Annotated in this window: 18 protein-coding genes; 15 read left to right on the forward strand and 3 right to left on the reverse strand. The window is 63.7% G+C overall.

All coding sequences use genetic code 11. The features are described from left to right. Positions 1-519: 519 nt before the first annotated feature. The 5 genes from HHL15_RS01135 (at position 520) to HHL15_RS01155 (ending at position 13,615) form a co-directional block, all read left to right on the forward strand. Positions 520-9,546 carry an LPD38 domain-containing protein gene (locus HHL15_RS01135; protein ID WP_169143974.1) on the forward strand — a complete coding sequence of 3,009 codons (9,027 nt, stop codon included), beginning with the start codon at positions 520-522 and terminating at the stop codon, positions 9,544-9,546. 64 nt (positions 9,547-9,610) lie between these two features. Further along, a complete protein-coding gene (locus HHL15_RS01140) occupies positions 9,611-10,306 on the forward strand; it encodes a hypothetical protein (RefSeq protein ID WP_169143975.1) in 696 nt (231 codons plus the stop codon). 2 nt (positions 10,307-10,308) lie between these two features. Further along, complete coding sequence (locus HHL15_RS01145; RefSeq protein ID WP_169143976.1) at positions 10,309-12,354, forward strand: hypothetical protein; 2,046 nt, start codon at positions 10,309-10,311, stop codon at positions 12,352-12,354. After that, a complete protein-coding gene (locus HHL15_RS01150; protein WP_169143977.1) occupies positions 12,347-12,745 on the forward strand; it encodes a hypothetical protein in 399 nt (132 codons plus the stop codon). Before HHL15_RS01145 ends, HHL15_RS01150 begins: the two co-directional genes overlap by 8 nt. Before the next feature lie 36 nt (positions 12,746-12,781). Then, on the forward strand, positions 12,782-13,615 hold the full coding sequence (locus tag HHL15_RS01155; RefSeq protein WP_169143978.1) for a putative phage abortive infection protein: 834 nt from the start codon (positions 12,782-12,784) through the stop codon (positions 13,613-13,615). A gap of 97 nt (positions 13,616-13,712) precedes the next feature. Here HHL15_RS01155 and HHL15_RS26845 read toward each other — a convergent pair whose 3' ends face one another. Beyond that, on the reverse strand, positions 13,713-14,138 hold the full coding sequence (locus HHL15_RS26845) for a type II toxin-antitoxin system PemK/MazF family toxin (RefSeq protein ID WP_169143979.1): 426 nt from the start codon (positions 14,136-14,138) through the stop codon (positions 13,713-13,715). 632 nt (positions 14,139-14,770) lie between these two features. On the opposite strand from HHL15_RS26845, the gene HHL15_RS01165 reads away from it, so the two are divergent. Genes HHL15_RS01165 through HHL15_RS26315 form a run of 6 tightly spaced genes read left to right on the forward strand, consistent with a single transcriptional unit; the run spans position 14,771 to position 18,192 of the window. Then, a complete protein-coding gene (locus tag HHL15_RS01165; protein ID WP_169143980.1) occupies positions 14,771-15,073 on the forward strand; it encodes a phage holin family protein in 303 nt (100 codons plus the stop codon). Beyond that, the gene (locus HHL15_RS01170) at positions 15,057-15,608 is read left to right on the forward strand and encodes a glycoside hydrolase family protein (protein WP_169143981.1); all 552 of its coding nucleotides are present in this window, start codon (positions 15,057-15,059) and stop codon (positions 15,606-15,608) included. Before HHL15_RS01165 ends, HHL15_RS01170 begins: the two co-directional genes overlap by 17 nt. Then, positions 15,605-15,832, forward strand: coding sequence for a hypothetical protein (locus HHL15_RS01175; protein ID WP_169143982.1), 228 nt, complete (start codon positions 15,605-15,607; stop codon positions 15,830-15,832). Before HHL15_RS01170 ends, HHL15_RS01175 begins: the two co-directional genes overlap by 4 nt. Next, positions 15,829-16,332, forward strand: a complete 504-nt coding sequence (locus tag HHL15_RS01180; RefSeq protein ID WP_169143983.1) for a hypothetical protein — start codon at positions 15,829-15,831, stop codon at positions 16,330-16,332. The genes HHL15_RS01175 and HHL15_RS01180 overlap by 4 nt, the downstream gene beginning before the upstream one ends. A 57-nt stretch (positions 16,333-16,389) precedes the next feature. Continuing rightward, positions 16,390-17,187, forward strand: coding sequence for an endonuclease (locus tag HHL15_RS01185; protein WP_169143984.1), 798 nt, complete (start codon positions 16,390-16,392; stop codon positions 17,185-17,187). A 27-nt stretch (positions 17,188-17,214) separates the two neighbouring features. Further along, entirely contained in the window at positions 17,215-18,192 is a 978-nt protein-coding gene (locus HHL15_RS26315) for a cupin domain-containing protein (protein WP_235943162.1), read from the forward strand. Between the two features lie 98 nt (positions 18,193-18,290). Here HHL15_RS26315 and HHL15_RS01205 read toward each other — a convergent pair whose 3' ends face one another. Then, the gene (locus tag HHL15_RS01205) at positions 18,291-18,908 is read right to left on the reverse strand and encodes an SOS response-associated peptidase (RefSeq protein ID WP_169143985.1); all 618 of its coding nucleotides are present in this window, start codon (positions 18,906-18,908) and stop codon (positions 18,291-18,293) included. A 788-nt stretch (positions 18,909-19,696) separates the two neighbouring features. Continuing rightward, entirely contained in the window at positions 19,697-20,080 is a 384-nt protein-coding gene (locus HHL15_RS01210) for a hypothetical protein (RefSeq protein WP_169143986.1), read from the reverse strand. 138 nt (positions 20,081-20,218) lie between these two features. Between HHL15_RS01210 and guaA the strand changes: the two genes are divergently transcribed. The 4 genes from guaA to HHL15_RS01230 all read left to right on the forward strand — a co-directional run bounded on the left by guaA (position 20,219) and on the right by HHL15_RS01230 (position 23,940). After that, positions 20,219-21,781, forward strand: coding sequence for a glutamine-hydrolyzing GMP synthase (gene guaA, locus HHL15_RS01215; protein ID WP_169143987.1), 1,563 nt, complete (start codon positions 20,219-20,221; stop codon positions 21,779-21,781). A 163-nt stretch (positions 21,782-21,944) separates the two neighbouring features. Further along, positions 21,945-22,307: an XRE family transcriptional regulator gene (locus HHL15_RS01220; RefSeq protein ID WP_169143988.1), complete on the forward strand. Its 363-nt coding sequence runs from the start codon at positions 21,945-21,947 to the stop codon at positions 22,305-22,307. 1 nt (position 22,308) lies between these two features. Beyond that, on the forward strand, positions 22,309-23,625 hold the full coding sequence (locus tag HHL15_RS01225; protein WP_169143989.1) for a type II toxin-antitoxin system HipA family toxin: 1,317 nt from the start codon (positions 22,309-22,311) through the stop codon (positions 23,623-23,625). Positions 23,626-23,637: 12 nt separating this feature from the next. Further along, positions 23,638-23,940 carry a hypothetical protein gene (locus tag HHL15_RS01230; protein ID WP_169143990.1) on the forward strand — a complete coding sequence of 101 codons (303 nt, stop codon included), beginning with the start codon at positions 23,638-23,640 and terminating at the stop codon, positions 23,938-23,940. The last annotated feature ends 228 nt before the right edge of the window (positions 23,941-24,168 follow it).

Below are 24,168 nucleotides of genomic sequence, written 5' to 3' on the forward strand. Positions count from 1 at the left end.
CCCCCAACAATCTCATAGGCTGTTCTGATCGATTTCTCCCCCGGTGACGTTCGTCTGTTTATCATTTTCAACGCCCACTGGGTATTCCCAGAATTCATGCGTAATTGAAATCGAGTTGCCGCAGCTGCACTCAAACTCGAGCTGTCCTTGATACATTATTTCATTTCCCATCTGTCGAACATTCGAATCAACTTGGTCAAATGGAAAATCCGACGCACCAAATTTATGTAGCGTTCCGCACGAATTGCATTTAACAATAATAGATGACATTAGACTATACCTTTCAAGGGTTGAAATGGCAGGCTTCAGGCATCGGGAAGTTCGCCTGAAGGAATCGGCGTTCCTCGTATTGGCCGAATTTGAATAGTCCTCTCTTTGTGTACGCTGCGCAGTGAATGAGGTCACTTTACTGATCGTACGAACATCCGTTATGTGATCCTCCCTCTGGGGTTTGCCGCCGCCTGCCCCCCTACCAAGAATCCCTACCGCCTTCGGGCGGTTTTCTTCTTGGAGGGTGGCATGGCGCTTAAGGAGTACACCGGCGAGATCGTGCCGGTTCAAAGTTCTTCCCCGGAACTGAAGCCGTACGACGGGGAAATGGTTCCTATCGGCCAGGACAAGGCGAAGCCCAGCCCCCTCCGCCGCCTGGCCGACGTCCCCGTCGCCCTCGCCAAGGGCGTGGTCGGCGCCGGTGAAGCCGCCGTAGGCCTCGCCGACCTCGCCACCGGCGGCCGGGCCGGCAAGCTCCTCAACGAAACCACCGGCTTCGACCCGGGGGCCACCAAGGCCTTCCTGGACGAGCAGTACTCGCCCCAGCAGAAGGCGGCCAAGGCTGAGGTCGACCAAGCCACCGGTTTCATGGGCAAGGCCAAGGCCATGCTCGAGAACCCCAGCACCATTGGCGAGGCAGTGGTGGAGTCCGCGCCGCTGATGCTGGGCGGGGGCGCGGTCGCTCAAGGGCTGGGTAAGGCCACCAAGCTGGGCGCCGTCGCCCGTTCAGCCATTGGGGAAGGCGTTATCGGCGCCGGCAGCGCGGCGGAGGGCATCCGCCAGGAGACGCCCGACGGCACCCTGGACGCCAAGCAGACGGCGGCGGCCATCGGCACCGGCGTCGGCACTGCGGCGATCACCGCCCTGAGCGGCGGGGCTGCGCGAAAGCTCGGCATCTCCGACCTGGACACCCAGCTGGCGACGCGTGGCGGCGTGGCCGAAGGGCTGGCGAACACCTCGGCCAAGGGCAGGGGCCGGCGCCTCGCCGAGGGCGCGATCACGGAAGGGGTGCTGGAGGAGATGCCGCAGTCCGGCCTTGAGCAGGGCCTGCAGAACGTGGCCCTGGACAAGCCGATCGGCGAAGGCGTGCCCGAGGCGATGGCTGCCGGCATGCTGACGGGCGCAGCCATGGGCGGCCCGCTGGCGGCCGCGCCTGCAACGGCGAAGGGTACGCCGCCGGCTGATCCTGCTGCTGCCCAAGAGGCGCCCACGCTGGCCCTGCCGGCGCCGCCACTCAGCACTGGAACCCCCGGCGCCCAGGTATCGCAAGCGGAAGCCGAACAGGCCGACCAGGTCGCCCGGGCTGAAGCCAATGCGGCGGAGATCTACCGGCAGCGCGATGCGTTCGATGCCGCTCGCCAAGCCAATCGGGCCGCCGCGCCGCTTCCTTTCACCACGCAGCCCGCGGAAGAGCTGGCCGCCCAGCGGAAGGCGGCCATGGGCATCGACCCGACCGCCGGGCCGCTCTCGGCTGGCGCCGCCATTGCGGTGGAGAGCCTGGTGGCCGAGGAAATGCGGCTTGGCACAGCCAGCGTGATGGCCGACGGCGCCGAGCGCGCACGGCAAGCGCAGGCGGAGCGCGCCGCGTGGGAAGCGGCCAATCCCGGCATTCCGTATGAGCCCGTGCAGCCGGCGAGCCAGGAGAGCAGGCCGGCCCCCGCGGCCAGGAAGGAACCCACCGGCTCCTTCGGCGCGATGAATGACTTCGCCGACCTGCTCGGCCAGGAGCGCCAGGACGTCGCCCAGCGCCGAGCCGGCATCGCCGAGCGGCAGGGGCAGCGCCGGGAGTTCGACTTGGCCGAGGCGGACCGGCGCACGGCTGAATCCATGCAGCGTGAGGCGCAGGCCCGGCGGCGGGCGGTGCTCGATGCGGTGCTGGCCGACCCGGAGACGACGAACCCGGCCGGGCGCTTCGCGGCGACGCTGCGCCGGGAAGGCTACCGCGACAGCACCCCGACCGCCGACGAGCTGCAGACCATCCAGCGCTTCGAGGACGTGCGCGCGGCCCAGCCGGCGCCCCTGGAGGTTGAGCCCTCGGCACCGAACGAGCTGGATCCGGCGGCGATGGGGATTCGGGAGCGCCGGGCGCCTGCCGAGAAGGCGCCGGTGGCCCCGCCGAAGAACTTGCGGGAGGGCCTCGAGCGAGCGCGGGCGGCGCGGGCTGCCGCAGCAGCACCGGCGGCCCAGGTGGCACCGCCTGCCGCCGCACCTAGCTTGAACCCGGGCGAAGCCTGGGCCCACATGGATGCCGGACAGCGGGCGGCACTGGCCGGGCGCCTGCAGGGCGTGCCGCCGATCGTCAGCAAGAACGTCCATCGGGCGGACTGGGCGAAGATCAACCCGGCGTTGCAGGGCAAGCTGGCGGAGGCGATGGCGCCCCGGGCAGCGGCCCCGATTGAGGGCGCCGACCTGGGCGATGGCTGGGCCGCCTTCCGGCCCGAGTCCGGTACCGTCGGCGTACCGCGGGCGGAGATGCCCCAGATCAAAGCCGAGCACCGCGGGGCGATGGTGAATTTCATGAACGCCCGGGGCGTGCAGCACCAGGAGGAGACGGTACCGGCCGCCAGCCTGAAGCCCACCCAGGCGGAGTTTTCCCGCGAGAAGGTGGCGCGGGCCAAGGCCTTCGACGGCGGAAGCCGCTCCATCCTGGTGTCGGCGGACAACCATGTGCTCGATGGGCACCACCAGTGGATGGCCGCCCGGGACAAGGGCGAGGACGTGAAGGTGATCCGCCTCGATGCACCGATCAGGGATCTGGTCGGGTTGGCGCACGATTTCCCCAGTTCCACGACCGCCGGCGGCGCGGCGACAGCAGAAGGAGGACAGGATGGCCAAAGCCCTGAACAGCAAGCCGATGCCGGGATGGCTTCGCAAAGCCGTGCGCAAGGGAGTGCTGACGTGGGCCGAGGCGCAGGCGATCTGGTTCAACGACCTGATGGCACCGCCGGAACTGGAGAGGGTGCCGCTGCCGCCCGCGCTGCGCGAGGCGGGGCGCCGGCTGAACCTGCTGGAGTGGCAGGAGGAGGGCGGGATGCAGTAGCCCGCGCGGCCGCATCGGTCGATGACCTGGCGGCCATGGCCCAGGATGCCGGCTGGGCCGAAATCGGTGGGCGCTTGATCCGAGATCAATCGGGCGTGGCTTCCCGCACGAAGTGGCTCCCCCGGGCGGAGTGGTTTCGCGCGGGGATGGAGGCCGATCCGAACAAGCTGGCTCGAGATATTGAGCGCTTCGCTGCCGGCGCCAAGGTGCCAGCGAAGAGTCGACGGACCATTGAGGGGATGCTGGACTGGCTGGACACTCAGCGTGGTGTATTCATGCTGGATGAAGACGCATCGGCGTATGATTTCGAGGCTGCAGGCCTTGATGAATTTGCCGGGCCGGACGCGCTCACCTTGGGCGATATTTTTGCCGAGGTCGCGCCACAGGACGAGGCCGCCGCAATGCGGGCCCTGGGCTTCACTGAAGAGGAAATTCAGGATGCAACTGGACAAGAAGCAGGTGGAAGAGGGGAAAGCAGCGCTGGCCAGGCTGTCACCCGACGAGCGCAAGAAGCTGGTGCAGTCGTTGAAGGTTCTGTCCCAGCGCAAGCGGGTTCGAACCGAGAAGGCCGAGAGCCCGAAGGGCTGACCAGCTACACCAACGAGGACATCGCTCGGCTGGAGGCCGAGCAGAAGACTCGAGCCGAGGCTGAGGCTACCGCTCAACGTGAGGCCGACCAGAAGGCTCAGGCAGACTCGGAGCGCGCCACCTTCACGCTGACGGGGAGCGATCGGCCAGCCGATAAGCTTGCTGCCCGTGGGCAGACCGGACTGTTCGATCAGGCCCAGGAGCCAGGGGCTGGCTACACCGCAGAGGAAAAAAGGCGAGCACGCCGTGACGACTACACCCAAGACCTGTTCGGAAATGCCGTACCCGACACCCCAGGAGGGGCTGGAGTTGGGCAGCAATCAGCATCCGCCGAAAACCGGAACCTTCTCGCCGCCGCCTCGGTACCCGGCGCAGTCTTTGCCACCGTCACCGGCGCAAGACAAACCGGAGAACTGAAGACTGCCTTCCCGGTAGTCGATACGGCGAGCAAGGCGGCGCATACCTTCGCTGGACTGCGGAAGCGAACCACAGAGCACTTCGCCGTGTTGGTGCTCAACACCAAGGGCGAGCCGATTGCCTATTCGGAGATGTTCTCGGGCGGCACGTCCGCGACCTCGGTCTACCCCGATGCGGTGGCAAAGTTTGTCTACGGAACGCCAGGAGCCTCCAGCTTCTGGGTCTCGCACAACCACCCGTCGGGAAGCCCGACCCCCAGCAACGCTGATATCCAGATCACGAAGGTGCTCAGCAAGGCCTACGGCCAAGGCACGGGCATCGAGATGGCAGGGCACGTCGTCATCGCTGGTGGCAAGGCGAGCCTGATCTCAAGAGACGGCGCCATCGAAGAACAGGGATTTGCGATCCCGGCCATGCCACGCCGGCACACGATACCGGTCATGCGGCGGGATATTCTGCGTCTGGACACCTTCGGTGACTCGATCACCAGCCCGGCCGCAGCACGGGTGACTGTTCGGGTGCTGAGCGGCAAGGAGTCGGGCGTCGTGTTTCTGAATGCCCAGAATGCGCCCGTGGCATTCTTGCCCATGAGCCAGGCAACCATGGTTCGGCTGCGCGATGGGAAGTCGGCGCGCGCGCTGTTCGGCGCGGCGGCCAAGTCGAACGCCAGTGCAGCCATGATTCACCTGGGCGCCCAGCATTCCAGAGCGGAGCTGGAAGCAGCTTCGCAGAACCTTCATGACGCGCTCAGCGGAGCGGGTGATATTCGCATCCTCGACGCCTTCCTGGATGAGGGTGAGCGGATGTTCAGCCTTGCGGAGTCGGGTGATATCTCCGGGAGCCGTCGGGGCGTGTTCATGTCTCGAACTGAACAACGCGGCGCGGCGCCCAACGCCGTCACCGCCGAATCCCTGCCCACCATCTTCGCCGAGCGCTTCCCGAAGCTGGCCGGCGCCATCAAGACCATGCTGGACCGGGGCGCACTCGGCCAAAAGGGCGGGTTGGTGGTGCTCGAGAGCAACGACGAAGCTCAGATCGCACGGGAGTTCGCCGACCGGACGGGCCGGAGCTTCGACGATACGGTGCAGTTGTTTGCCGGCGCGGGCGAGGACATCAACGCCTTCTACGACCCGGAATCGGGCCTGACCTTCATGGTGGGGCCGAACCTGTCCGCAGAATCTCTGCCTGCGGTGGTGCTGCACGAGATGGTCCACGGCCAGCAGCGCCAGGAGCTGGATCAGAAAGCCCTGGCGCTGATCGAAGGCCGGACGAAGGAGGCCCCGGCCCTGCGCGCCTTCCTGGATAGGGTGGCTGAGCGGATGGAGGCCGTCGGCGAAGCCGGCAATCCGTTTGAGGCCACTTCCTACATCGTGGAGATGGCCGCACAGGAAGGGCAGCAGAGCGGCTTCTCCCGGGCGGACGGGCCCATCCTGGCCTGGATCGAGCACAACATCGGCAGGAAGGTCGCGGACATGGTGCGGGACTTCGTGGCCACGGTCCGGGCATGGGCGCTGGCGCATGGCGTGGAGCTCAAGGCGATCACGGTCGATGACCTGGTGGCGTACGCGAAGGCGGGCATTGGAAAGGCGGCACGGGGCAGGGTGGTGACGAACGAGGGGGGGACCAGCCTGAGCCAGCGCCAGCGCGTGTCCCCGGAGAATCTGCCGGATGCCTTCGTGGCCAACCCCCTGGGGGCCGCGGCCGGCCCTGATCACGACGCCGCGAAGGCCGGCGACCGGGAGGCCGCGCTGCGGCTCGCGCGGAAGCTGGTGACGCCGGAGGTCTTGGAGCACGTCCGGAAAGTGGCCCCGAAGGATGCGGTGGTGGTCGGCGTGGCGTCCATCGAAACCACAGGCAGGAATGCGCTTCCGGAAACGGCCGCCACCTTGATCGCGCAGCGGCTCGGTCTGGATCTTGATCCTGCCATCCTGCAAGCAAACCGGCCAAGGCGCACTACCATGGATGGCCTGGATCGTGTCTTTGGCCAGGCCGAGTTCGATGGCCCGATCGAGCCGGGGAAGAGCTACGTGCTCGTGGATGATACCTTGACCCAAGGCGGCACTTTCGCTGCGCTGGCATCGCACATCGAGCAAAATGGCGGGCGCGTGGCGGCCGTCGTTGCCTTGACAGGCAAGCAGTACAGCAGCAGACTCAAGCCTGACTCATCCCTCATTCAGCAGCTTCGAAATACCCATGGCGACGTCGAATCCTCTTTCGAGCGAGCAACTGGCTACGGCTTCGACGGACTCACCGCCAGCGAAGCGCGCTACCTCGCCAACTTCAAACCGGCTGACGCCGTCCGAGCTCGAATCCTTGCGGCAGTGGAAGCAGGAGATCCAGGACTGGGCGATGGAGCAGCTGGCCCGCGATTCAGCCGTCGAGGCGACACCGAAGGCCTGACTGCGCCCCAGCTGGGGCGCGGCACGCCTCGCGGCCCGGTCCGTCAGGCCCGACCTGCCGCATCGATCACCGCAGCCTGGGAGGCCCCCGAGCCGTCCAAGCTCTTCAGCGGCCGGATCGACAAAGACTCCCTGATCTACACCCTGCAGAACAAGCAGATCGACATGAAGCGGGTGGTGGACGCCATCACCGCGAAGATCGGTCAGATCGCCGACGCCTGGAATCCGTATCTTCAGGAAGAGCTCTTCCACGGCCGAAGCGCCAAGGGGGTGAAGGACTTCCTCACGAAGGAAATGCGCCCTCTCCTGAAGCGCATGCGCGAGAGCGGTGTGGGGATGGAGGAGTTCGAGCGTTTCCTCCACGCCCGGCACGCCAAGGAGGCGAACGACCACATCGCCAAGATCAACCCGGACAATCCCGACCTACAGGACGGCGGTTCGGGCATGACAAACGGGGAGGCCCGGGACATCATCGCCGCCCTGTCGCCGGAGCGCCGGCAGGTGATGGATACGCTGGCCGCCCAGGTCGATACGATCAACGCGAACACCCGCAAGCTCCTGGTGGAGTCGGGGCTGGAGACGGCTGAGACGGTGAAGGCGTGGGAGGCGGCCTACAAGCACTATGTGCCGCTGCAGCGCGAAGATGCGGAGAGTGGCGGCCTCGGCATCGGGCAGGGCTTCTCCGTGCGTGGGTCGGCGGCAAAGCGGCGCACGGGCAGCACCCGGGCGGTGGTGGATATCCTGGCCAACATCGCCATGCAACGCGAGCGGACCATCGTGCGGGCTGAGAAGAACCGGGTGGCCCAGGCGCTCTATGCCTTGTCGCTCAAGGCCCCCAACCCCGACTTCTGGATGCCGATCAACCCGGACGAAGCCAAGGCCATGAAGCCGGCAGAGCGGCAGAAGATCGCCAGCGAGCTGATCGCGCTGGGGCTGGATCCCGCTGACGCCCAGAATTTCGTGAAGGAACCGGTGGAGCGCTACGTGAATCCGGCCACCGGCCTGGTGGCGGAGCGGATCAACCCAACGCTGCGCAATCGGGACAACGTGCTGGCCGTTCGGGTCGATGGCAAGGACCGCTTCGTGTTCTTCAACCAGCGGGATGAGCGCGCGCAGCGCATGGCCGGGGCCCTCAAGAATCTGGACGCCGACCAGCTGGGCCGCATGCTCCAGGTGTCGGCGAAGGTCACGCGCTGGTTTGCTGCGGTGAACACCCAGTACAACCCCATCTTTGGCATTGTCAATGCGCTGCGGGACGGGCAATCGGCCTTGCTGCAGCTCTCGACGACGTCGATCCGGGGCGATGAAGCGAAGGTGCTGGCCGGCGCGGTACCGGCGATGAAGGGCATCTATGCGGGGCTGCGCCGGGAGCGTGCCGGCGAGGTGGCCCCCGGCGGTGAGTGGTCGAAGCTGTGGGAGGACTTCCAGGAGAACGGGGGCCAGACGGGGTTCCGCGACCAGTTCGCGAACAGCCAGGACCGGGCGGACGCGCTGCGCCGGGAGCTTGATCCCACGGCTTGGGCAGATGGGCCGCTTGCGAAGATCTTCAAGGCGGATGGCGCCCTGCGTGTCCCGCTGGGCGTCGCGCAGCAGCGGGCGGCCGGGCTCTTCGGCTGGCTGTCCGACTACAACGACATGATGGAGAACGGCTTCCGCCTGTCGGCCTACAAGGCAGCCCTGGATCGGGGCATGTCGAAGCAGCAGGCGGCGAGCATCGCCAAGAACCTGACGGTGAACTTCAACCGCAAGGGCCAGGTGGCGAGCCAGGCCGGCGCGCTGTACGCCTTCTTCAATGCCTCCATGCAGGGCACCGCCCGGCTGTGGCAAACGCTGAATGGCCCGCTGGGACGGAAGATCATCGGCGGCGGGCTGGTGCTGGGCGTGCTGCAGGCCTTGATTCTGGCTGCCGCGGGCTTCGGCGACGATGACCCGCCCGAGTTCGTGCGGGAGCGCTCCATCGTCATTCCGCTGGCGGATGGCAAGTATGCGTCCATCCCGATGCCCCTCGGCTACCACGTGATCCCGAGCTTCAGCCGGATCACGACGGAATGGGCCCTGGGTGGGTTCAAGGACACGGCGAAGCGCTTCGGCGACATCCTGGGGCTGCTAGCTGACACCTTCAACCCGATCGGTAATGCCGGCATCTCGGTCCAGACCATTGCCCCCACGGCCGTAGACCCGCTGGTGGCCCTGGCCGAAAACCGGGACTACACCGGCAAGCCCATCGCACAGCAGGACTTCAACGGCTTGAACCCGACCCCGGGGCACACCCGGGCGAAGGACACCGCCAGCGGGCTCAGCAAGGCGATCGCGTACTGGGCCAACCTGGCTAGCGGTGGCACGAACTACAAGCCCGGGCTGATCTCGCCCACGCCGGACCAACTCGACTACCTGATTGGCCAGATCACCGGCGGGGTAGGGCGCGAGTACCTGAAGGGCGAGCAGACGGTGTCGAGCCTCTTCTCCGGAGAGGAACTGCCTACCCACAAGATCCCGCTGCTGGGTCGCTTCTACGGCGACACCCGCGGCCAATCCAGCGAGGGCGCCCGGTACTACGCGAACCTGAAGGAGATCCATCTGCACCGTGCCGAAATCGAAGGCAGGCGAAAGGACGGAGGCGACGTGGCGGGCTACCTCGAGGAAAACCCGGCGGCCCGGCTCGGCATGGCCGGCCCTCTGAAGGTGGAGGGCGAGGTGCGGAAGCTGCGTGAATCCAAGCGTGATGCGCTGGAGAAGGGGCAGGCCGCCCGGGTGAAGATGATCGATGCACGGATCACCGCGCTGATGAAGCAATTCAACGAGCGGGTGGCCGGGCTGGAAGGGGGGGTCTAGGGTTTTCCGGGGCACCTCGACACGTCACAGGATGGCATGAGCGAATTTCTTCGAGGAGTTGGTCATGCCGCCGATGGGTAGTGATGGGGAGTGGGTCCAGAAGGTCGAGGTCGTATCCGGAAGCACCGGTGGGCCAGGTGGTGGCACGTCGAACACGACGGAGGCCACGCAGCTGGCGGTAAAGGCCGCGGTCGAGGCCATCAACACGAAGACCCCGGCTCTCTCGGGCGGGGCTGTGCCGGTGGCGGTCGCGGGCGTGGCGACGGCTGATAGGCAGGACACCCAGATCGCAGCGATTGGCGCCCCGGCGGACGGAGCGGCGGCGGCCGATGACTCGGCGGTGGGCATCATCGCGCTGATCAAGCGCGGGCTGGCTCGGTGGACCACGCTGCTCGGCCGTTTGCCCACCGCGCTCGGCGCCAAGACGGCGGCAAACAGCTTCCCCGTCGTCATCGCGTCCGACCAGGCAGCCGTCGGCGTGGCCCCGCAGCTCTCCAGCGGCGGCCACATCGCTGCCCAGACTGCAGTCAGCGGCACGACTTACACGGCGTTCGCGAGCCAGGCCTGCAAGCAACTCACGATCCTCAACGGTACAGGGGTGGATATCGGTGTCACCGTGGGCGGCGCTGGCGTCGAAGTGCCCGTCCTGGCCGGCACCTATTACACGTTCTTCGGCATCACGAACGCCAATCAGCTGAGCGTTCGCCGTGTGGACACGTCCACCACCCAGGTCACCGTTGCCGCCCGCTGGGAGTCCTGATCGTGCTGCGCTCGAATGTGATGCAGCGGGCGGTCGGACGCGCTTTTGATCGGACGTATGGCCGGCTCGAGCGAGATGCCATTGCCGCTGCACGCCGCAACAACGCCATGCTCTTGTATGTGCCGGATGCGCCTGGTGCTGCGCTGCAGACTTCCGTCACGGGCTACACCCCGGCAACGCCGAACACGCCGATCGGGCGCTTGCTCGACATGCAGTACGGCCCGCCTCGACTTGGCCCGGAATTGCTGGCCAACCCCAGCTTCAATACGGACGCCACCGGCTGGACCCCGTATGCGAACACCACCCTCGCTTCGGTCGGCGGAAAGCTGCGAATGGGGACCACCACGGGCCCGAGCCAACCCATGCTTGCCATGGCCGCTGTGGCTACGATCCCAGGCCAGACTTACCAGCTCTTCGCAACTTCAGCGACCAAGACTGCGCAGGTGGGGGTTTTTCAGCTGCAGGCGACCAACAACGCGAGTGGCGCCGGGGCTTACGCCAGCACGACCTTCGGCGTGTTTGGCGCCCAGTCCATGACGGATCTCACCCTCATCTTTGTCGCGTCGGCGACAGTGACCTATGTCGTCCTGCGCGCCGACGGCGGGGCGTCCGCCACAACTGCCGACTACTCCGAGTGGGACAACGTCTCCCTGCGACAAACAATCGACGCGCCAGGATCGCGCGGCCCTGAGCTTGTCACCAACGGGGATTTCACTTCCTGGTCCGGCGACAACCCCGCCGGATGGACTTTGTCTTTCACCGAGACCGCGAGCGAGTACGTCACGCAGGCATCCCCGGGCGCGCGGCTTGTATCGACAACAGGCGTCTTTAACGAGATCGCCCAAAACGCAGGCCTGATCAACGGCAAAGCCTACGAAGTGATCGTACAGGTGACTGCTTGCACCGGATCGGGGTCGGTCTCAAACGCATCCGCGTCACCCATTTCGTTCAGTTCGCCTGGCTGGTATCGCGGTATTTTCACCGCTGTCGGTGGATCGATCGGGCTGAAGCGCTCGACAGGCGGAGCAGCAAGCGACTTCACCGTGGGTTCGATCTCATGCAAAGAGATCCCCGGCTACCACTGCACGCAGCCAACGGCGGCCAACAAGCCGGTGCTCGTGAAAGTCCCCCGTCGCAAGGGTCCCGACCTAGTTGTCAATGGAGTCTTCGACTCCGCGGCATCTTGGACCTCGGCGAACGCCTCTTTCGCTGGAGGGGGGATGACGATTGCGGCTCAATTCGGAAACGCCTGGCAAAGTGTCAGCGTCCGGAACGGGGCCTACTACGAGCTGGCGTACACGGTGACTGCGGCTTCTGGCACAGCCCCTCTTGCGCTTTCGAGCACTGGATTCACTGGAGCCACAACGGTCATTCCAACTGTGGTTGGCAGGAATACGATCCTCCTCCAATGCGTCAATGAGACGCTGCCTCTCAAGTTCATCGCGCCGAACGCAAGCACTTCGGTGACAGTGGATGACGTGTCTCTTCGCGAGGTCGCGGAATGGTCGAACGGCGTTCAGTTCGATGGAACCGATGACTTCCTCGACGTGACATTCCGGGATTACTACGCCGCCGGTGCATCGACGTTCATCGGCTCATGGTGGGGGCCTGTAACGGGCAACTCGTCCTTCGGCCTGGTACAGTCCAGCACGGCGAGTGTCACCCCCCTTTACGCCCCGTTTGGCATTCCAACGACCAGCGTCAACGCGTCTTATTTCATGCGCGATGATTCCGGCTCTGCCGTCCTGAACTTTCGGACATACGCAGCGGGTGCCTATTCTGGATCCGGGGTGGTCAGCGCAGTGGACCACGGCGCGCGACTGGTCGGCCGGGATCACGGCACTGTCGCTGTCGATGTCACTTTCGCGCGGCCTGGCACTCTCACCAGCAACAAGATCACTGTTGGGGCCGCGCAGCGAACCGCTGTTTCAGGGTTCGCGAAGGCCACCATCGCCCTGTTGTGCTGGTCTGCGAATGTGATGCCCGACGCCGACCGTCGCGCGATCGAACGATTTGCGGCGTTTCTCGTGGGGGAACCTCATGTCTGATTACACCCACCGTGGCACCTGCGCCGTACCTGTCGCCCTAGTTTCTACGACAAACGCGATCTGGCGGGCCCTGGATCCGGATGTTGGCGGCGACTCGTCCTTCGACATCCTCCGCGCCACCGACTCGGCAAGCGCCGAGTACGCGCTCACCTCGGCCCTCTGCACTGAAGCCTTCGCGGGCCAGGCGCCGTACCTGATCGCCAACCCGCAAGCGCTGCACACTGTCGTGGCCCAGGACTACGCGCAGCGCTGGGAGGAAATAGAGCCGCCCAGCCTGGCCGACGTGGAGATGTTCTGCGCGGCGGCGCGGATCGTGGTTACAACTCGGGACGAAGCCTTGGAGGCGCACCTGGTGGAGCTGGGCCTCCTGTTGCAGGTGGCGGCCGCATGATCTACCCGTCGATGAGCCATCAGGCATAATTGCGGCATGAAAAATGATGACCAGGAAAACCGTTCAGACAATGATGGCGTGAGCCTGTGGATTTGGGGGGCTAGCATCGTTGTTGTCATTGTTCTATGGGCGGTCTCGGCCTTCTGGATAAACGTCGGAGCCGGCGACCAAAAGGATGATCGCGGAACCTTCGGCGATATGTTCGGCGCCGTGAACGCTTTGTTCTCTGGGCTCGCGCTGGCTACTCTGTTCTACACCGTATTTCTGCAGCGTAAGGAGCTTAGGGAGACGAGGCAGGAGTTAGCGGAGCAGCGCGAGCAGATGGAGATTCAGAATGAAACGATGCGAAGGCAGGAGCTCGAGGGGACGTTCTTTAGCTTATTAAGACTACTGGGATCTCATGTCGATGCACTGCAGGTCTTTTCGGGTAGTCATGTTGCCCCACTGGCAACGGGCCGCGCTTGTTTTCGCACGTATGCCTCTCGGCTTCATAACGAACAGAATCAGGTTGATGCCTCTTGTTTGGCGGAGGTGTTCCCAAGTCTATTCGATAAATTTAGATCTGAATTCGGCGATGATATAAGCCACTACCTTTTAACATTGGAACAAATCGCCAAATTCATCGACAGCAAGATCCCCAATGATGAAAAGGGTGGATACTCCGAAATTCTGAGGGCGACCCTGTCGATGAACGAGAGGGTGGTTCTCTTCTACTACGGTCTTTCGCCCATTGGGCAACAACGCCTTAAACCATTAATCGAGCGTTATGGGCTACTGGATCGAGTGACAGATAGCCGCTTTTTCCCTACAGGCGCCTCGCACTATTATGAGAACTCTGCGACTTGCTTCAACGGGAGCAGCAAGCCTTAAGAGGGCGTTGAAATTTGAATGAGTGCTGATTAAGCCCTCTTGGTTTGCGTTGCAGACGGAAGGCGCGCTCCTTCCGTCTGCAGGCCTTCTAGGTCAGTTAGCAGGCGTCATTGGCCGCTTTAGCTGCCCGATGGTAGCTGGGGTGCATTACTCCCATCTTCGGCGGTGGCGATGTAGGAGTGCCGCCTGGGGCCACATCGAACCATTCATCGTTGAAGGGGAGTTTCACTCTGTTCTTCATGTCAAATTTTGTTCTAAAAAACAACCCGCTTTCAGGAAATCCTTTGTCCTTTGGATCCATGAGGAATTCGGTGGGGTAAATCTTGGTTGTTTTTTGAGACGTGCCGTACGCCACTGTTACCGAGTGGTATTCAGGTGCCACTGCAACTACTAGTGCGGGCCTGCTTTTGGGCCCGGGAGTTGAGACCGCCTCGGGAAAGCGGCACCAGAGAATGTCTCCCGGAGCAGGCAGAGGGTTGAAGTTTTGAGAAACCTGTTGTTGATTGGACGAGCTGTCTACCATTAAAAAAGCCTTTCTGTGAATGCCTCCTCCGGAACGTTCGTTGCTGAGCTGAGACTACGAATTGCACGGAGGTGATCTGTTGTTAACGCCCCTTCGTCTCTTTCGTACTTTGGCAGATAACGCTCTGCCATCTGACGTAGAGCCAAGTGGGCTACTTCGGTCTTGCTTAAGCCGGTCAAATTGATCAGTGCCTCAATAGTTGAGGCGCTAACTCCTGTCGGAGTGTCTTGCTTGCGCAAACGCAAGAGAAACCCATCAGCTGATTTAGCGGCTGTTACTTGCATAATATGTACACCTAATAATTTATTTGATAATTTAATATTTTGATAAGTCGATATATTCGCTATTTTTATATATTAGATAATTGATTTAATTGACAGTTAAATAAAGTTACTCTCAGATACTGAGATTTGTCGGGCAGCACTGGTTTTTTGTGCAGACCGATATCAATAATATATCACCATCCCCGGTGAATGTCAAGATCCGGTTGACTCGTGGCTGCTAGTGTGGTTCGTGGGTATGGGCTGCGACGTGGTTGATCTCAGGCACCCTCACTCTGAACATCCCTAGGGTTGGCTTCGTTTCAAGCCAGTCCAGCACAGTTCGCCCCACAGACATTCTCGGGGGCGCACATGAGCGCATCGCATCAGGTCACCGACGGCACGCTTGCAGCCGGCGAGCGGGTGACAACCTTCATGACCCAGGGCGGGGCCGCCGTGACCATCATCGGCGGCCTGACCGTCCAGGAATGGGCCATGGCCATCGGCGTCTTCGTGTCCATCATCGGCCTGCTCGGCAACTGGGCCATCTCCTGGTACTGGAAATCGAAGCACTACCAGCTCGAGCTTGAGCGGGCGGAGTGGGACAGGCGCCACATTGCGCTGGGCGTCGACGTCGATCGCAGGGGAGGGGGAGATCATGGTGACGGCGACTGAAGCCGGGCCGGCCCCCTCGGGCTTCGGCCTGCGAAAGAAGGTCATCCCTGCGGCGCTGGTCGCAGCTCTGACCAGCCCGCTGGCTTACGTGACGCTGGAGCGCCTGGAGGGCAACGTCCTGCGGGTGTACGCGGACAAGCTGGCCGGCGGCATCCCCACCTACTGCGCGGGCCGCACAGACTGGCAGGCCAAGGTCGGCACCCGGCTGACGAGCGACGAATGCCGGGAGGTGAACAAGGCCACCCTGCTGGAGTACGGCTATGCCGTGCTGGGCTGCACGGACTGGAACCAGTTGACTCCGGGCCGCCTGATCGGGCTGACCATGTTCGCGGTCAATGTGGGCAAGGATGGTGCCTGCAGTTCCTCGGCCGTGCGCTACATCAACGCCGGCCGGGTGGGGGAGGGCTGCAACCTGCTGGCCTACAAGCCGGACGGGGCGCCGAACTGGAGCTACGCCCAGGGCGTGTATGTGCAGGGCCTGCACAACCGGCGCCTGGCTGAGCGGGAGCTGTGCCTTGATCGGGGGCCAGCATGAAGGAAGCCATCATCGGATATCTGCCGTTTCTGCTCTCGGCCATCACGATCTGGATGACGTTGCTCGCTGGGAACAAGCATCCGCGCGCCTGGTTGGTCGGACTCGTAGGGCAGGCCCTTTGGCTGATCTGGATCCTGGCCGCCGGTGCCTGGGGGCTGCTGCCCATGAACGTGGCCCTCTGGGTGGTCTACGCCCGCAATCACTTCCGGTGGGCCAGGACATGATCCAGGCGATCCTTGCGCTGGCCCTGGCCTGCATCGCCCTGGGATTCACGTCGTGCTCGTACCGGGATCGGCTGATCGCCACGGAGCAGACCCTCGAGGCCCAGTCCTCGGCCATCAAGATCCAGAACGAAGAGGCCGGCGCCCTGCTGGCCCAGCGCACCGCGGAGCGCGATGCGAAGCAGGCTGCCCTCGACCGGCTGGCCGCCGACCAGGAGAAGAAGGATGAAGCTGCAACGAGCGAGATTGCCCGCCTGGCTGGCGAGCTGCGCAATCGGCCTATCCGGGTGCGCGTCGTCGCCGAGTCCCGCGCCGGTGGGCCGGGTGGTGGAACCGCCCCAGGTGACGCTGCCTGCACCGCCGCGCCTGGTGCTGGAGACGCCGAGCCGGCCATCTGGGTACTTCCAGAGGCGACTGCTCGAAGCCTTGGAGAAGTGATCGCCGAGGTTGAGACGATGAGCGCGGCGTACTCATCGTGCAGGGCGGTGCTGCTGGGGCGCTAAGAATCCGTTGCAAATTCCGATGATTCTACGGGCGGGTACGCCGTTAGAATATCGGCGATGCGCCTTGTCATCCTGATCGTTGCCGGCACCCTTGCCGGCTGCAGCACGTTTCACCCCAGCCCAGCTATCGTTTCGGAGCGATCCGCTCCCCACCAGCAGCCTGTCGCCCAGCCTGCGGCGTCGGTGGCCGCCCAGGTCAACAGCAAGCATGAGGTCGGCCCCCGCAACTTCGCCAACGCCAAGAAGGTGCTGCCGGCCGTCTTTGCCGGCCTGGAGGAGGACATCTACTGCGGCTGCAAGTACATCGGCACCGTGGTGCACCTTTCGTCGTGTGATGCCAAACCCCGGAAAAATGCGATCCGCGCGGGCCGCATCGAGTGGGAGCATGTCGTGCCGGCCTGGGTGATCGGCCACCAGCGGCAGTGCTGGCAGGCCGGTGGCCGAAAGGACTGCACGGAGAACGATCCCGTGTTCCAGTTGGCCGAGGGAGACCTGAACAACCTGGTGCCGGCGATCGGGGAGATCAACGGCGACCGGAACAACTTCGCCTATGGCACGCTCTCCCGCGAGCCGTCGCCAATGTATGGTTCCTGCGCCACGGTGGTGGACTTCAAAGCGAAAAGCGTTCAGCCCCGGCCGGAAGTGCGGGGCCGCCTGGCGCGCATCACCCTCTACATGTCCCAGACCTACAAGCTGGCCCTGAGCGCGAAAGACAAGAAGCTGATGTGCGCCTGGGCGAGAACCTACCCTGTCGACGACTGGGAGCGCACGCGGGATCAGCGCATTGTCCGGTGGCAGGGGACGGGCAATCCGTTCGTGACGGACCCCGCGGTCCTGAAGAGCGCCTGCAGATAGTTTGCCGAACGATCAATCGAGGTAACCATGTCCATCTCTCGCAAGAGGCGATCTTCAAGTTCCCTGGTGCAGTCCTATGCGGCGGTGAAGCCCTATGTCACCAAGGATCAAAGCATCATCCGGGAGCTGATGCACCCGGGAACGCACAGAAACAAGGCTCAGAGTCTCGCAGAGGCCATCGTGCCGGCGGGTACTCGCACGGTGCTCCACCGGCACGATGTCACGGAGGAGCTCTACCACGTGACCGAGGGGGAAGGGATGATGACCCTGGATGGAAGAACCTTCCCGGTTGAAGTTGGTGACACCGTTCTGATCCTGCCGGGCACCCCGCACTGCATCGAAGCCAGCGAGGCTGGCCAGCTCAGGATCCTGTGCTGCTGCTCCCCTGCGTACTCCCACGAGGACACCGAGCTGCTTGAGGCAGAGCCTCACCTGCAAGAGCAAGAGCTTGCCCAGGACGATGCAGCTGCCTTCCTGGTACCGCGGGACGGCGCAGACTCAGGACGAGCGATCTGGGCGCATCGAATCCACCTCGGGCTTTCCCAAAGCGAATTTTGGGGCCGCGTTGGCGTCCTGCAGAGTACGGGGAGCCGTTACGAGAGCGGCCATTCGATCCCGAACCCCGTTCAGATTCTCCTGCGGCTTGCCTACGTGCCGGAGGTTGAGCTGCTTGCCGTGGTCGGCGAGCTTCGGGACCCGTTCAACGATCTGCAGCGATCGGCCGTCGCGGCGTTCTCAATCGAGAAGTGGAGTGCCGGGCGTGATCTTGCGGCGCAGCGGACTGCACTGGGCCTGACGCAGACGGTCTTCTGGGGGGCGATTGGGGTGTCGCAGTCTGGCGGCGCCAGGTACGAGCAAGGGCGAGATGTACCGCCCTCGGCCGTGGTCGCCCTTCGCGTAGTCTTCTGGCCCGAGGCGAAGGCCTTGCGGCATATCGAGAAACTGAGGGGAGGGCGCCTGTTTTCTGGGCAGGCGTCGCTATCCCGGTCAGGACACGGCCTGTAGCGCGTTGTTCAAGGAGTTACCCACAGATTTTGTGGATAGAGCAGGCCTGCCTGTTGGAGTACGCCTCGAAGGGTGCAGCCCTCCAGCCTCATGCACCGTTATCGTGGGTCGGCATGCGTCACGAGCTCAGCTGAGGCGCGTTCCGCCAGAATCCCCGCCGCATCGCGATCTGACTTGCACCGCAGCCAGTCACCCCAAGCGTCATCCGGCAGTATCACCACCGACCGCTTCTCATCCTCCGGCTTGTGGAAGCGTCGGAACACAGGATCGTTGTCGGCGTTGATGGTGAGCATAGTCATGGACCAGGAGGATGGGCCATCGTCGGCCAGCTTGCGCTCCCACAGGCCGGCCAGGCCCATTGGCTTGCCGTCCTCCCGCTCAATCCGCCATCGCACGGCCTTCCCGGTTTCGTAGCAGGGCTCGAAGATGGCGTCGGCGGGGATGATGCAGAGCTGCCCCCGTTGCCAGGCATGCCGAAAGGACGGCTTCTCGGCGACTGTCTCCGACCTGGCGTTGTAGGTGCTGCGGGCGATCTTTGTGTCCTTGGCCCAGCCAGGAATCAGCCCGAAGCAGGCCGGCACCCAGATGCGCGGGGCGAAGTTTGTGACGATGGGGACGAGCGACCCAGGATAGGCCTCTCCATAGGTGAAGTCAGGAGGAGGCAGCGGGAATGCGGCAAGGGCTTCCCGGCTTGAAGGTCGGTAGTTCGCGCACATGCGCCATCATGCTACATCCCGTGCGAAATCGGCAGGCCTGACAGCCGCTGAAAATCCTCGGGCGTGAGCACATGGCAGACCCACTCTTGAAGCACCCCAGCGCCGTTGTGGTCCTCGTAGCCCCGCACATAGAAGTCAGACGCCTGAATCGAGAGAACGCGGCCATCGTACAGGACCATGATCGGGGGCCAGACCATGCTCCCGCTTGCCCACAACCGGAACTCGGATCCGTTGGTGCAAAGGTAGCCTACGAACTGATGCTCGGGCCGGCTGGCCTCATGATCAGGGATCTTGCGTCCCGCGGCACGGGTGCGACGGACTCGGACGAACATGGTAGAGGTGCTGTAAAAAAATACAGTCTATCTAAGATGCCCGGTCCGAGGAAGTGACTCGTACTCCGTGAGGGGTGTAGCTTTTGGTGTAGGTTTTAAAATCGATGCCTTGAAACCCGCGTCAATACTGAGTCATGCACTGCTGCATCATCGGGGTGTGGCGGAGGATCTCGTCCTCCGAGAACGCAGTATTTCCGGAGGATCTTGCTCGGGATGGCGCGCTGGCGCTGGGATTCGGCTGATTCACGTTGTTTCTGTTGTTGATGTCAAAGCTAGGCGACACTGGCCTGAACCTGCCGGTCTGGTATAGGTTTTCCTGGTGGTGAGCAAAAAGCTACACCGGCTCGGTCTGTGTAAAGTCCCGCCTGATTCATGCCATCCGGAAACTTGTGCGGACATGACATCCGACGCGGGCGAGGCAAAGCTGCGGCAGGCGGGTCAGCATCTTACCAGCCCTCAATTCCCAGGGCCGAGCTTGGTCGTATCGGAGGTGAAGGCCGGTGCCTTCTCCAGGTTTGCGTCAGGTGCGATGACTCCCTCCGTATTCCCTTTCGGGATGAAGGCCCCGGTTTCGCCTGGTGACCCATCTGTGCGCATGCAAACAACTGCGTCGATGGTATTCGATTCGAGAGTGAGATTGCCGTCGTTCGTGATGTCGACACCTCCGTGGTTCTTGCACCACCGGGAGTGCCGCTCGTTAGCTTCGGGTAATTGCCGGGATTGCGGGATGGTCCGGGTCCCGTCGGCATTCCTGATGGCATTGTCTGGCGCCTGTTGTGCAAAGGCAGTTCCAAGGGAAATGACGGCTGTTGAAAGGGCGGTCAGCCCTGTGATGCGCATTGAATGCAAGATGTCCTCTTCTACCGAATGGGCCCAATTGAGGAACGCCTCATTGGGGCGGGATTGTTCCGATAGGGCGCCGATGCTCCCCTGACGCTATAATGCCGGCCTTCCCGTTTTTACCCTACGGACTCCGCCGTGCACAAGAAAATCCTGATCCTCGATTTCGGCTCCCAGGTCACCCAGCTCATCGCCCGCCGTGTGCGTGAGCAGCAGGTGTACTGCGAAATCCACCCGTACGACGTGTCGGATGAGTTCATCCGCAACTTTGCGCCCGAGGGGATCATCCTGTCCGGCGGCCCCAACTCGGTTTACGAGGCGGGTGAGGTCAAGGCGCCCATGGCAGTGTTCGAGATCGGCGTGCCGGTCTTCGGCATCTGCTATGGCATGCAGACCATGGCCTCCCAGCTCGGCGGCAAGGTGGAGAGCTCCGGCAAGCGGGAGTTCGGCTACGCCGAGATCCGCGCCCGCGGCCACTCCGAGCTGTTCCGCAGCATCCAGGACCGGACCAACGACGAAGGCCACGGCCTGCTCGATGTATGGATGAGCCACGGTGACAAGGTCACCGAGCTGCCGCCGGGCTTCAAGGTCATCGCCTCCAACGAATCCACGCCGCTGGCCGCCATGGCCGACGAGGCGCGCAAGTTCTACGCGGTGCAGTTCCACCCCGAGGTGACCCACACCATCAAGGGCAAGGAAATGATCGCCCGCTTCGTGCACGAGATCTGCGGCTGCCAGCACGACTGGAACATGCCCGACTACGTGAACGAAGCCATCGAGAAGGTCCGCGCCCAGGTGGGCAGCGATGAGGTGATCCTCGGCCTGTCCGGCGGTGTCGATTCGTCGGTGGTCGCGGCCCTGCTGCACAAGGCCATCGGCAGCCAGCTGACCTGCGTGTTCGTGGACAACGGCCTGCTGCGCCTCAACGAGGGCGAGATGGTCATGCAGATGTTCGCCCGCAACCTGGGCGTCAAGGTCATCCACGTGGATGCCACCGAGCAGTTCATGGGCCACCTGAAGGGCGTGTCCGACCCGGAAGCCAAGCGCAAGATCATCGGCCGCGAGTTCGTCGAGGTCTTCCAGGCCGAAGCCGCCAAGCTGCCCAACGCCAAGTGGCTGGCCCAGGGCACCATCTATCCGGACGTGATCGAATCCGCCGGCGCCAAGACCGGCAAGGCCCACGCCATCAAGAGCCACCACAACGTGGGCGGCCTGCCGGACACCCTCAACCTCAAGCTGCTCGAGCCCCTGCGTGAGCTGTTCAAGGACGAAGTCCGCGAACTGGGTGTCGCTCTCGGCCTGCCTCATGAGATGGTCTATCGCCACCCCTTCCCGGGCCCCGGCCTGGGTGTGCGCATCCTCGGCGAGGTGAAGAAGGACTACGCCGACCTGCTGCGCCGCGCCGACGCCATCTTCATCGACGAGCTGCGCGCCGCCGACTGGTACGACAAGACCAGCCAGGCCTTTGCCGTCTTCCTGCCGGTGAAGAGCGTGGGCGTGATGGGCGACGGCCGCACCTACGAATACGTGGTGGCCCTGCGCGCCGTGCAGACCCAGGACTTCATGACCGCCCACTGGGCCGAGCTGCCCCACAGCCTGCTGGGCAAGGTGAGCAACCGGATCATCAATGAAGTGCGCGGTATCAACCGGGTGGTGTACGACATCAGCGGCAAGCCGCCGGCGACGATCGAGTGGGAGTGAGTCGGTATCTGGCACGCCAGGTGCCAGCCGGCAGACGCCTGCATGCAAGCCCGCGATTCCGCGGGCTTTTTAACGTACAGTCGTCGGGCGATTGAAAACCCGGCGTGCTTTATTATGCATATAGATATTGACGAAATTGGCTGTTTAGATAATATCTATATGTATGCCTAAAACCGCCCGTGCTCTCTTGCAGCTTCCGCCGGCAACTGCTGCCGCCATCGAAAAGCTTGGTGCCGACCTGGCGGTGGCCCGCTTGCGTCGCAAGGAATCATTGAAGACCTGGGCGAAGCGCATGGGGGTTTCGGTGCCCACGCTGCAGCGGCTCGAAGCCGGTGACCCGGCCGTGGGGATCGGTATCATCGCGACCGCACTCTGGCTCATCCAGCGCGACGGCGAACTGGGCAATCTCGCGGCGCCCGAGCACGACCAGGGCGCCATCGAGCTGGAGGTCCGCGAAGCGGTTGAGCTTGGGCGCGCACGCGCGCAGGCCTCTGCGGAAGCACGCATCCGGGCGAAAAAGGGCTGAGATGCGCCTGGACGACCTGCACCTCTGGTTTCTTGCCGACCCGGCCACCCCACGCTACGTCGGCGCCCTGAAACTGGTTTCGGCCGGCAAGGGCGTCTCGCTGCACTACGCCAGGGCGTGGCTGGACAGCGGGTTTGCGCTGAGCGAGGACCTGCCCCTGATCGATACCGAATTCCTTCCGCCGGGACGCTTGTCGGCTGATTCACAACGTGCGGTTGGTGCGGTCGATGATGCCCGGCCGGACCGCTGGGGCGAGAAGGTCATCCGCTTCGTGGACAAGCCCCGGCGCCTCTCCCTGATGGAGTACCTCTACTACGCGGGCGACGACCGCTTCGGTGCCCTCGGCGTATCCACCTCACCGATAAGCTACAGCCCGAGGGCAGGGGGGGCCTTGCCCCGGCTGGAGGACGCGCAACAGCTCAGCGAGGTGGTGGCCAAGATCGAAGCTTCGGAGCCCCTCAACGCGCTGGAGGCAAAGATCATTGCCGGTGGCGGCAGTCCGCTCGGTGGCGCAAAGCCCAAGGCGCTCATCGATATCAATGGCGAGCAGTGGGTCATCAAGTTCTTCAACCATGAGCCCGTCGATACACCGCTTATCGAGCATGCCACGATGACGCTGGCCGGGCGCGCCGGCATCAGCGTTGCCGAGACGCGGGTCATCCACCTCGCTGACGCCAATGCGCTTGCGGTACGCCGCTTCGACCGCGAGGAGGGGCGGCGCATTCACAGCATCTCGGCGGGCACGGCCATCCGTGCCGGCACACCGTCCGGCGCAGAGCCCGAAATGGGCTACCCCGGGCTGGCGCGGATTCTGCGCCGCGTGGGAATCACCCAGGACGACACCCACCAGCGGGATGCGCGTGAGCTTTTCCGCCGGATGGTGTTCAACATCCTGGTGGACAACACCGATGACCACGAAAAAAACCACTCCCTGTTGGTCGCTCATCCCTTCGAGCATGGCCGCCTGAAGCTGGCGCCGGCCTATGACGTCCTGCCAACCAACTCGGGGCAGGGCTACCAGGAGTTCATCTGTGGCACTTACGGTCGGGATTCGACGCTCGGGAACGCGATGTCGCAGTGCGAGGCCTTCGGCCTGCTGCCTGCAGAGGCCGCGGCCGAGGTGGAGGGCGTGATTGCCGTTGTCAACACGTGGCAGGCGCACTTTGCCCGGGTTGGCGTGTCGGCGCGCGACATCGAAAGCCTGGCAGAGCGCATCGATGGTGCAGAGCTCCACGCGCAGCGCACCGGATTCGACCCGGCGGGGTTTCAGGCTGCGCCAGCCAGGAAGCCGCGAAGCAGTCCGTTTCGGCGTATGTGACGAGAGATGGTGATGAATGGATTGGCCTTGCTGGTAGTGCTGCCGACCTGGTGGGCAATGTCCGTCAGGCTTGCCACGCAGGAGCAGCGAGCCTGGGCGTGCCAGCTCAAGGGCGCGGCCTTTTCGGCGTTTCAGCTGGCGGTGATGCTCGGCTTGATCCATCTGGACACCTGGTGGGCCGACCTGATCTACGTGTTCCTGATGCTGGCCACCGGCAACATGGTGCTGGAGGCGGTGGCGCAACGTTTTCCGCGCAGCGTCCTCGGCGCCTGGTGGTTGCGTCAGAAAGCGGCTGCAGGCCGTCGGGCGGGCTGAGGGCACAGACCCGGCTGCCAGCAACCCCCTTTTCCACCATTCAACACTTCTGAAAATTACTGTTTTCAGAAGTATGAAATACCTGTCGGAAGCACCTCTTTCCCTCCCCGATTTCACAAGATCGAAATCTTGTGTCTCTTGGCCAGGCATCGGGGTTCAGCCACTCCTCGCGATGGAATAATGCCGCGTTTCGGTGCCGGGCGCCCGCCGGTGTCCGGCACCGAAACG

Origin of the sequence: Zoogloea dura (assembly GCF_012927165.1) — a bacterium.
In the GTDB taxonomy this organism is placed as follows: domain Bacteria; phylum Pseudomonadota; class Gammaproteobacteria; order Burkholderiales; family Rhodocyclaceae; genus Zoogloea; species Zoogloea dura.

Coding starts and splice junctions, on each gene's coding strand:
- HHL15_RS01135 (WP_169143974.1), top strand. CDS start 520: ATGGCGCTTAAGGAGTACACCGGCGAGATCGTGCCGGTTCAAAGTTCT.
- HHL15_RS01140 (WP_169143975.1), top strand. CDS start 9,611: ATGCCGCCGATGGGTAGTGATGGGGAGTGGGTCCAGAAGGTCGAGGTC.
- HHL15_RS01150 (WP_169143977.1), top strand. CDS start 12,347: ATGTCTGATTACACCCACCGTGGCACCTGCGCCGTACCTGTCGCCCTA.
- HHL15_RS01155 (WP_169143978.1), top strand. CDS start 12,782: ATGAAAAATGATGACCAGGAAAACCGTTCAGACAATGATGGCGTGAGC.
- HHL15_RS26845 (WP_169143979.1), bottom strand. CDS start 14,138: ATGGTAGACAGCTCGTCCAATCAACAACAGGTTTCTCAAAACTTCAAC.
- HHL15_RS01165 (WP_169143980.1), top strand. CDS start 14,771: ATGAGCGCATCGCATCAGGTCACCGACGGCACGCTTGCAGCCGGCGAG.
- HHL15_RS01170 (WP_169143981.1), top strand. CDS start 15,057: ATGGTGACGGCGACTGAAGCCGGGCCGGCCCCCTCGGGCTTCGGCCTG.
- HHL15_RS01175 (WP_169143982.1), top strand. CDS start 15,605: ATGAAGGAAGCCATCATCGGATATCTGCCGTTTCTGCTCTCGGCCATC.
- HHL15_RS01180 (WP_169143983.1), top strand. CDS start 15,829: ATGATCCAGGCGATCCTTGCGCTGGCCCTGGCCTGCATCGCCCTGGGA.
- HHL15_RS01185 (WP_169143984.1), top strand. CDS start 16,390: ATGCGCCTTGTCATCCTGATCGTTGCCGGCACCCTTGCCGGCTGCAGC.
- HHL15_RS26315 (WP_235943162.1), top strand. CDS start 17,215: ATGTCCATCTCTCGCAAGAGGCGATCTTCAAGTTCCCTGGTGCAGTCC.
- HHL15_RS01205 (WP_169143985.1), bottom strand. CDS start 18,908: ATGTGCGCGAACTACCGACCTTCAAGCCGGGAAGCCCTTGCCGCATTC.
- HHL15_RS01210 (WP_169143986.1), bottom strand. CDS start 20,080: ATGCGCATCACAGGGCTGACCGCCCTTTCAACAGCCGTCATTTCCCTT.
- HHL15_RS01220 (WP_169143988.1), top strand. CDS start 21,945: ATGCCTAAAACCGCCCGTGCTCTCTTGCAGCTTCCGCCGGCAACTGCT.
- HHL15_RS01225 (WP_169143989.1), top strand. CDS start 22,309: ATGCGCCTGGACGACCTGCACCTCTGGTTTCTTGCCGACCCGGCCACC.
- HHL15_RS01230 (WP_169143990.1), top strand. CDS start 23,638: ATGAATGGATTGGCCTTGCTGGTAGTGCTGCCGACCTGGTGGGCAATG.